This is a genomic window from Streptomyces sp. NPDC002130, from assembly GCF_040296465.1.
Lineage (GTDB): Bacteria > Actinomycetota > Actinomycetes > Streptomycetales > Streptomycetaceae > Streptomyces.
In genome coordinates this window covers 1-7,911 of the sequence record NZ_JBEOXI010000317.1, presented here as the reverse complement: position 1 = coordinate 7,911, position 7,911 = coordinate 1, and the positions used below count along the sequence as shown (strand labels likewise).

At 68.2% G+C, this 7,911-nt stretch carries 9 protein-coding genes; 7 read left to right on the top strand and 2 right to left on the bottom strand.

The genetic code is table 11. The features are described 5' to 3' along the window. On the bottom strand, positions 1–325 hold a 325-nt coding region (locus ABT116_RS36630; protein WP_351643165.1), incomplete at its 3' end, for a proteasome accessory factor PafA2 family protein. 58 nt (positions 326–383) lie between these two features. Here ABT116_RS36630 and ABT116_RS36625 point away from each other — a divergent pair. The 7 genes from ABT116_RS36625 to ABT116_RS36595 all read left to right on the top strand — a co-directional run bounded on the left by ABT116_RS36625 (position 384) and on the right by ABT116_RS36595 (position 7,100). Continuing rightward, a complete protein-coding gene (locus tag ABT116_RS36625; RefSeq protein WP_166810150.1) occupies positions 384–941 on the top strand; it encodes an NUDIX hydrolase in 558 nt (185 codons plus the stop codon). 318 nt (positions 942–1,259) lie between these two features. Continuing rightward, positions 1,260–2,561: an ergothioneine biosynthesis glutamate--cysteine ligase EgtA gene (gene egtA / locus ABT116_RS36620; RefSeq protein ID WP_351643161.1), complete on the top strand. Its 1,302-nt coding sequence runs from the start codon at positions 1,260–1,262 to the stop codon at positions 2,559–2,561. Beyond that, positions 2,558–3,895: an ergothioneine biosynthesis protein EgtB gene (egtB, locus tag ABT116_RS36615; protein ID WP_351643159.1), complete on the top strand. Its 1,338-nt coding sequence runs from the start codon at positions 2,558–2,560 to the stop codon at positions 3,893–3,895. The genes egtA and egtB overlap by 4 nt, the downstream gene beginning before the upstream one ends. Next, on the top strand, positions 3,895–4,686 hold the full coding sequence (gene egtC / locus ABT116_RS36610; RefSeq protein ID WP_351643157.1) for an ergothioneine biosynthesis protein EgtC: 792 nt from the start codon (positions 3,895–3,897) through the stop codon (positions 4,684–4,686). The genes egtB and egtC overlap by 1 nt, the downstream gene beginning before the upstream one ends. Further along, positions 4,683–5,645: an L-histidine N(alpha)-methyltransferase gene (egtD, locus tag ABT116_RS36605; protein WP_351643154.1), complete on the top strand. Its 963-nt coding sequence runs from the start codon at positions 4,683–4,685 to the stop codon at positions 5,643–5,645. Before egtC ends, egtD begins: the two co-directional genes overlap by 4 nt. Positions 5,646–5,772: 127 nt before the next feature. After that, a complete protein-coding gene (locus tag ABT116_RS36600) occupies positions 5,773–5,988 on the top strand; it encodes a dodecin (protein ID WP_033307910.1) in 216 nt (71 codons plus the stop codon). A 920-nt stretch (positions 5,989–6,908) separates the two neighbouring features. Next, on the top strand, positions 6,909–7,100 hold the full coding sequence (locus tag ABT116_RS36595) for a hypothetical protein (protein ID WP_351643151.1): 192 nt from the start codon (positions 6,909–6,911) through the stop codon (positions 7,098–7,100). Positions 7,101–7,471: 371 nt separating this feature from the next. On the opposite strand, the gene ABT116_RS36590 is transcribed toward ABT116_RS36595, so the two are convergent. Next, on the bottom strand, positions 7,472–7,672 hold the full coding sequence (locus ABT116_RS36590; protein ID WP_351643148.1) for a response regulator transcription factor: 201 nt from the start codon (positions 7,670–7,672) through the stop codon (positions 7,472–7,474). Positions 7,673–7,911: the final 239 nt, after the last annotated feature.

Here is a 7,911-nt window from a genome sequence, read left to right as displayed (position 1 = left end):
GGTCGGCGACCTCGGGGGCCGAGTACTCCGGATGGGCGTGGTCGACGTACAACCGTGCCCCGTTGGTGAGAATCATGTTCGCGGCGCCGATCTCGTCCGCGTCGATCACCGGTGCGGGACCGCTCATTCGCCCCAGATCGAAGCCTCGGGCATCTCGCAGCGGAGATTCCACTTCGTAATCCCAGCGTGTGCGCTTGGCCCGTGGCACGCCCGCTGCGGCGGCGTAGGCAAGCACCGCCTGCGTTGAAGTGAGAATCGGATTCGCCGACGGCTCACTGGGTGAAGATATTCCGTATTCGACCTCGACACCGATGATCCGCTGCATGACACAAGAGCCTATGTGATTGCGGCGCGGCGCCTACAGGCGTGGCACAGTTGGAGGAATGCACCAACCTCTCACCGCAGACCTGAATCCCGCGGACGAGGTAGTCGCCGTGTACGACCGGACGGGTAATCCGATCGGCCGAGCAACGCGTTCCGTCGTCTACTCGGGGGGGCTCTGGCACGCGAGCGCGGGCGTCCTGGTTCGCAACGGGGACGGCTCTCGCATCTACGTTCATCGCCGAACCGACACGAAAGCGGTGTTCGGGGGCTATCACGACTGTCTTGCCGGAGGTGTCGTGGATCCAGGTGAGACGCCGCAGGAAACTGCGATCCGTGAAGTCGGCGAAGAACTCGGAATCTTCGGAACAGCAGATCAGCCACTCCAACTGACCGAAATCGCTCGAAAATCCTGGGACGGTGAGTGGGAGAACTCTCCGTTGCGCTGTCACCTGTTCGCGTTCGAACTCAGATACGACGGGCCGATGGCACATCAACCCAGCGAGATCGCCGAAGGTTGGTGGTGGACGCCGAAGGAACTCGGCGCCCACCTGCAGGATCCGTCGTGGCCGTTCGTTCCGGACTCACGCGCGCTGCTGGCCGACTATTGCTGGAGCTGAACACCACTGGAGCTTGAACACCACTGGGGCTTGGACCCCCGTACGCGCCGTGAGCGCGCACCGCGCAGCCCGTCTTGTCGTGCTCACGCAGGCATCGTGCGTGATGCCCGCTCCCCGCCGCAACAGAGTTTTCGCCCTGGGGAACGCCCGGGGAAATCCCTGGAAACGCCGGGCCGGACCGCATGACCGCCCGGAAACGCCCCGCTTCGCCCCCTTGTGCCGAGCGCCATGAACGTCTTGGGTGGGACGGGTGATCCCGGCCCGGGCCGCCGAAGAGCCCGGACCGGTGGCATGGTGGAATCTCAGGAGGATCCCGACATGTCCGATTCGGTAAGTGGCTGTACCCGGCCACGCACCTCAATGTCCGAAGCCGAGGTCGAGGCCCTCGTCCGCGGCATCTGCTTCAAGACCGGCCCTCCACGCCGCCTCGGTGTCGAGGTGGAATGGCTCGTCCACGAGTTGCGCGCACCGCAGCTCCCCGTCACCCCCGAACGACTCGAAGCGGCCTACACGGCACTGCGGCCGCTGCCTCTGAGGTCGGCGCTCACCGTGGAACCCGGCGGCCAGCTGGAGCTGAGCTCGCCCCCCGCCGCCTCCCTGACGGAAGTCATCGACACCGTCTCCGCCGACCTCGACGCCGTCCGCGCGGTCCTGCGCCAGGACGACCTCGCCCTCGTCGGCCTCGGCCACGATCCCTGGCACGAACCCCGCCGGTTCCTGCGCGAACCGCGCTACGACGCCATGGAGAGGTGCCTGGACCGCACGGGCCCCGCAGGCCGCGCCATGATGTGCGCCTCCGCCTCCGTCCAGGTGTGCCTGGACGCCGGCCACGAGGAGCCCGGGCCGCAGGGCCTGGTGCGGCGCTGGTGGCTGGCCCACCATCTGGGCGCGGTCCTGGTCGCCGCGTTCGCCAACTCCCCGCTCGCCGGGCACCGGCCGACCGGCTGGCTGTCCACCCGGCAGCTGGCGTGGACCCGCATCGGCGCCGACCGGGCGGGCGGACCGCGACTGGACACCGACCCGCGCGGCGCCTGGGCCCGGCACGTGCTGGACTCCCCCGTGATGTGCGTACGGCGGGAGGGCGGGCCCTGGGACGTCCCCGAGGGGCTCACCTTCCGGGACTGGATCCGCACCGGCGCGCCCCGGCCGCCCACCCGGGAGGACCTCGACTACCACGTCACGACGCTCTTCCCGCCGGTCAGGCCGCGCGGCCATCTCGAACTGCGCATGATCGACGCGCAGCCCGGAGACGACGGCTGGATCGTGCCGCTCGCCGTGACGGCGGCGCTGTTCGACGACCCGGAGGCCACCGAGACCGCCTACCGGGCCGTGAAGCCGCTGACCGAGCGGACACTGGGGCTGCCCGCGCCGCACAATCCGCTGTGGCTCGACGCGGCCCGCGGCGGTCTGGCCGACGCGGAACTGCGCGAGGTTGCCGTCACGTGCTTCACGACCGCACTGGACGCCCTGCCCCGGCTCGGCGCCGGCCCCGAGGTCATCGAGGCCGTCACGGCCTATCTGGACCGCTACGTCGTCCTGGGCCGCTGCCCCGCCGACGACCTGCTCGACCGACAGCGTGGCGCGGACGGTCGCGCCCACGGGAAGGACTTCCGCCCATGACCGACACCGAATCCGCTGTCGACGCCCAGGCCGTCGACCCCGAGGTGCTCCGTGAGCGGGCGGTCGCCTCCCTCGTCGTCGCCCGCGACCGCACCACCCTGCTGACGAGCTGCGTGGAGGATCCCGACCTGACCGCGCAGCACTCGCCGCTGATGTCGCCGCTGGTGTGGGACCTCGCGCACATCGGCAACCAGGAGGAGCAGTGGCTGCTGCGGGCCGTCGCGGGGCAGGAGGCGATACGCCCCGAGATCGACGGCCTCTACGACGCCTTCGAGCACCCCCGAGCCGAGCGGCCGAAGCTGCCCCTGCTCTCACCTGCCGAGGCCCGCACCTACGCGGCAGACGTGCGCGGCCGGGCCCTGGACGTGCTGGAGCGGCACGCGTTCCACGGGACGCGGCTGACGGAGGCCGGGTTCGCCTTCGGGATGATCGCGCAGCACGAACAGCAGCACGACGAGACCATGCTGATCACCCATCAGCTGCGCACCGGCCCGCCGGCCCTGACGGCGCCCGACCCGGAGCCGGTGCCGCTGTTCACCGGTCCGTCCGAAGTCCTGGTCCCGGGCGGCCCGTTCACGATGGGCACCTCCGACGAGCCATGGGCCCTGGACAACGAACGCCCCGCGCACCGGCGCGAGGTCGAGCCCTTCCGCATCGACACCACCCCGGTGACGAACGGCGCCTACCGGGCGTTCATCGAGGACGGCGGTTACGACAACCCGCGGTGGTGGACGGCCGACGGCTGGGCGCACATCCGCAGGTACGGGATCGACGCGCCGCTGTTCTGGTGGCGCGACGGCAAGCAGTTCCTCAGGCACCGGTTCGGCGTCACCGAGGTCGTACCGGCGGACGAGCCCGTGGTGCACGTGTCCTGGTACGAGGCCGACGCCTATGCCCGCTGGGCGGGACGCCGGCTGCCCACGGAGGCCGAGTGGGAGAAGGCGGCCCGGCACGACCCGGCCGCCGACCGCTCGATGCGCTACCCCTGGGGCGACGCCGACCCGGGGCCCGAGCACGCCAACCTCGGTCAGCGGCACCTGCGTCCGGCGCCCGCCGGGAGCTACCCGGCCGGTGAGTCGCAGCTCGGCGTACGGCAGCTGATCGGTGACGTGTGGGAGTGGACGGCGAGCGACTTCCTGCCGTACCCGGGGTTCAAGGCGTTCCCGTACAAGGAGTACTCGGAGGTCTTCTTCGGGCCCGAGTACAAGGTGCTCCGTGGCGGCTCGTTCGCCGTGGACGCCGTGGCCTGCCGGGGCACCTTCCGCAACTGGGACTATCCGATCCGCCGGCAGATCTTCTCCGGGTTCCGCACGGCCCGGTCGGAGGACGTCTGATGTGCCGTCATGTGGCGTACGTGGGGCCACCGGAGGCGCTGGGCGGGCTGCTGGTGGAGCCCCCGCACGGGCTGTACCGGCAGTCGTGGGCGCCCCGGCACCAGAAGTACGGGACGGTCAACGCCGACGGTTTCGGCGTGGGCTGGTACGCCGAGGGCGACCCGGTGCCGGCCCGCTACCGCCGTGCCGGGCCGATCTGGGCGGACCTGTCGTTCGCCGATCTCGCCCGGGTCGTACGGTCCACAGGACTGCTCGCCGCGGTGCGGGACGCGACCCTGTCGGGCGCGGACGCGGAGGCCGCCGCGGCCCCGTTCGCCGCGGGGACCTGGCTGTTCAGCCACAACGGGGCGGTCAGGGGCTGGCCCGGTTCACTGGCCTCGCTGTCCCGGACGCTGCCGCACGAGGACCTGCTGTCGCTGGAGGCCCGCAACGACTCGGCGCTCGTGTGGGCGCTGGTGCTGGCGCGGTTGCGAGGCGGCGACGAGGAGGGCCAGGCGATGGCCGACACGGTCCTGGAGGTCGCCGCCGCGGCCCCTGATTCCCGGCTCAACCTCCTCCTCACCGACGGCGACACCATCACCGCGACCGCCTGGGGCGACGCCCTCTGGTACCTCGCCCGGCCCGGCGGCGGCACCGTCGTGGCCTCCGAGCCCTACGACGACGATCCGCACTGGCAGGAGGTCCCCGACCGCACCCTGCTCGTGGCGAGCCGCACCGACGTGCTGCTCACGCCGCTGAAGGAGCCGGCCGACGCCTCCGTGCCCGCACTCGTGAAGGAGCCCCGTACGTGAGCCCGTTCCGTCTCACCCGCACCCTGCCCGAGGACGCCACCGACGCCGCGCTGCGCGCCGATGTCCACCGGGGTCTGACCGGCCACCCCAAGTCGCTCCCGCCGAAGTGGTTCTACGACGCCCATGGCAGCGACCTGTTCGAGAAGATCACGGAACTGCCGGAGTACTACCCGACGCGCGCGGAGCGGGAGATCCTCCTCGCGCGTTCCGGCGACATCGCCGCTGCGACCCGGGCGCGCACCCTGGTGGAGCTCGGCTCCGGCTCCTCGGAGAAGACCCGGCATCTGCTCGACGCCCTCACGGATCTGCAGACCTACGTCCCTGTCGACGTCAGCGAGAGCGCCCTCGCCCAGGCCGGACAGGCGCTCGCCGCCGAGCGGCCGGGCCTGGACGTGCACGCGCTGATCGCCGACTTCACCGCGGAGCTGACCCTGCCGGAGACGCCGGGGCCCCGCCTGGTGGCCTTCCTCGGCGGCACGATCGGCAATCTGCTGCCCGCCGAACGCGCCGCGTTCCTGGCGTCCGTACGCGCCCTGCTCACCCCGGGCGACGCCCTGTTGCTGGGCACCGACCTGGTCAAGGACGAGGAGGTGCTGGTCCGGGCGTACGACGACGGGGCCGGGGTGACGGCCGCGTTCAACAAGAACGTCCTGACCGTGATCAACCGCGAGCTGGGAGGCGACTTCGAGCCCGCCGCGTTCGACCATGTCGCGTTGTGGGACGCCGGGCACGAGTGGATCGAGATGCGGCTGCGCTCCCGTACGGCACAGACGGTGAAGGTGCCGGCGCTCGATCTCGCCGTCGACTTCGCGGCCGGTGAGGAGATGCGGACCGAGGTGTCGGCGAAGTTCCGGCAGGAGGGCGTGCGCGCCGAACTGTCGGCGGTGGGCCTGGACCTGACGCACTGGTGGACGGACGGCCCGGGCCGGTTCGCGCTGTCGCTGAGCGTGGCGCGCTGACCCGGTGAGCGCCTGGGCGGCGGTGGGGCCGGGAGACGACGTCTCGCGCTTCGCCGCCGCGTGGGGCACGGTGGAATGACGCGTGACACTCCCGTCACTGGAACGTCACTGGAAGAGGAGCAGCGGCATGTCGAACCACACCTACCGGGTCACGGAGATCGTCGGCACCTCGCCGGACGGCGTCGACCAGGCCATCCGCAACGGCATCGACCGGGCCTCGCAGACGCTGCGCAACCTGGACTGGTTCGAGGTGACGCAGGTGCGCGGCCAACTCGAGGACGGGCAGATCGCACACTGGCAGGTGGGGCTCAAGGTGGGCTTCCGGCTCGACGAGTCGGAGTAGACGGGGGCGCGGGCGCTCCCGGCAGGCACTGTCAGTGCGCGGACGGTGATCCGCGCAACCACCTCGTTGACCACGCTGTGTTCGACGGTGTAACTCCAGCCCATGAGGAGCATCGCTCCGAGCACGTTCGTGAAGTCGTCCGGAAGGGTCTCGGTCTTGAAAACCGGGACATACGCTTCGGTGGACTTGCTGGACATAATGGTCCCCTTTCCGAGGGATCATCGGCAGCAACACCATTGGGCATTGCTGCCTTGTGGTTGTGGGTGTCTCACGCTATTGAGTTCTCAAAGATCATGTGCTCGAGGGTTTCTTCCCTGGCCTATTCAGGGTTCCCAAGAGCCGGCATTCAGGCTTGTGACGATATGAAGTTGTTGGGACAGACCAACACTGAGGTTTTCCAGACTCTGAGCTGGTATCCAGATTGCTTGCCAGCTGGCCTGTGTTGCTGGCCCTTACTGGCTTGCTGATACATAGTTTGCACTATGGGGGCATAGTCTGTCAACTCTGCAGGTAGGGGTGCATTTTTAGGGGCATTTCTGTGGACCTGATAGACCTCCCAGGGTTGTGAACTGCCCCTAGGGCTGCACTGCACCACTGGCCAACCCCAGGAAGGGTGATCCTGGCCCTGAGATCAATTCTCAGGGCCTATGAGGCACTATGGGTACATAGTGCCCAGAATGGCCCCAGGATTGCCCAGGGCCACCCTCAGGCCCATTAAAACCAATAGTTGACACATAGCTTGCACTATTGGTGCATAGTGACCTAATGTCAGGGACACACCAGCTAGTCAAGCTGGCCCAGGGGGCAAGTGCCCCAGGGGAACATCCCAAACCAGTGAGGTCACCCATGGGAGAACACCACCCAAATGCCACCACAGCCCAGCCGGCCCCACACTTCCCCCAGCGAGACGGGGGAGTGCGATGAAAAAGATCAGAGTCATCTGGGAAGAGCACAGCACACACCAGCAGGAGTTCGACGTTCCGGACGACTTCGCAGTCGAACAACACGAAGAAGGATACGACCTCAGCAACGCGCTCGCCAGCCTCGTAGACGAGCGCGGCGACGGATTCCTGGGACTCGAACGCACCGTAACTGACGTGACCGAGCTATGAGCGACCAAACGACAGTCGCCGTCATCGAATACACCGATCACCACGGTGAAGTCAGATACTTCGACGACGGAGTCTGGGCTGACATCGAACTACCGAGCATCCGTGCGAACGCCGGCAGATACCTGTTCACCAACGAATCTCTCACCTGCACCGGCGACCACAAGAACGGAAGTTTCACCGTCGACTTCGGTGGCGGAGAAACGATTTGGTACGCATGGCCGAGTGCTGACCCTCGACGCACAGGACGCCGCGAACACCAGAATCATCGGTTGCATCGGTCGCCAGGCGACGGCTCGGTGTGCGTCTTGCCCACACCATCAAGCGATCGCGCGAGTCGGAGTACAGCTTCGGGAGCATGGAAGCAGTCTTGCTCAGATGAGACCGCCGCGTCGCGCAGCCTTGAGCGCGTCGCGTCGGTTGCTCACTTCCAACTTGCGATAGATCCCGCGAAGGTGCGTCTTGATCGTGTTGACCGAGAGGAACAGCGTGTCGGCGATCGACTCCGTGGTGTCTCCCGAAGCCAGTTCGCGTAGCACGGTGTACTCACCCGGGGTGAGGATCGGCGCACTCACCAGCTCCTGTGGGCGTACTCGATTGCGTACCTGTTCGGCAAAAACTTCCTGATCTCCGAAATGTCCACTGAACTCGTCGAATATCGGCCGCAGGGCTGTTCCGTAGTCGAGGAAGGGCCGCAGGAGGCCACCGGTTTCTGCGGCGTGGAGAGCGTGTCCCCGGTGTCCCGCTTGGCCGACGCCCGCAGTGTGGACAGCGACTCGACCCCGGCGGCGTCCAGCGGGGCGCCGGTGTTGGC

What these genes read in the sequence shown, in the direction of transcription:
- egtC (WP_351643157.1), top strand. Translation starts at nt 3,895, where the DNA reads ATGTGCCGTCATGTGGCGTACGTGGGGCCACCGGAGGCGCTGGGCGGG.
- egtA (WP_351643161.1), top strand. Translation starts at nt 1,260, where the DNA reads ATGTCCGATTCGGTAAGTGGCTGTACCCGGCCACGCACCTCAATGTCC.
- egtB (WP_351643159.1), top strand. Translation starts at nt 2,558, where the DNA reads ATGACCGACACCGAATCCGCTGTCGACGCCCAGGCCGTCGACCCCGAG.
- ABT116_RS36625 (WP_166810150.1), top strand. Translation starts at nt 384, where the DNA reads ATGCACCAACCTCTCACCGCAGACCTGAATCCCGCGGACGAGGTAGTC.
- ABT116_RS36600 (WP_033307910.1), top strand. Translation starts at nt 5,773, where the DNA reads ATGTCGAACCACACCTACCGGGTCACGGAGATCGTCGGCACCTCGCCG.
- ABT116_RS36595 (WP_351643151.1), top strand. Translation starts at nt 6,909, where the DNA reads ATGAAAAAGATCAGAGTCATCTGGGAAGAGCACAGCACACACCAGCAG.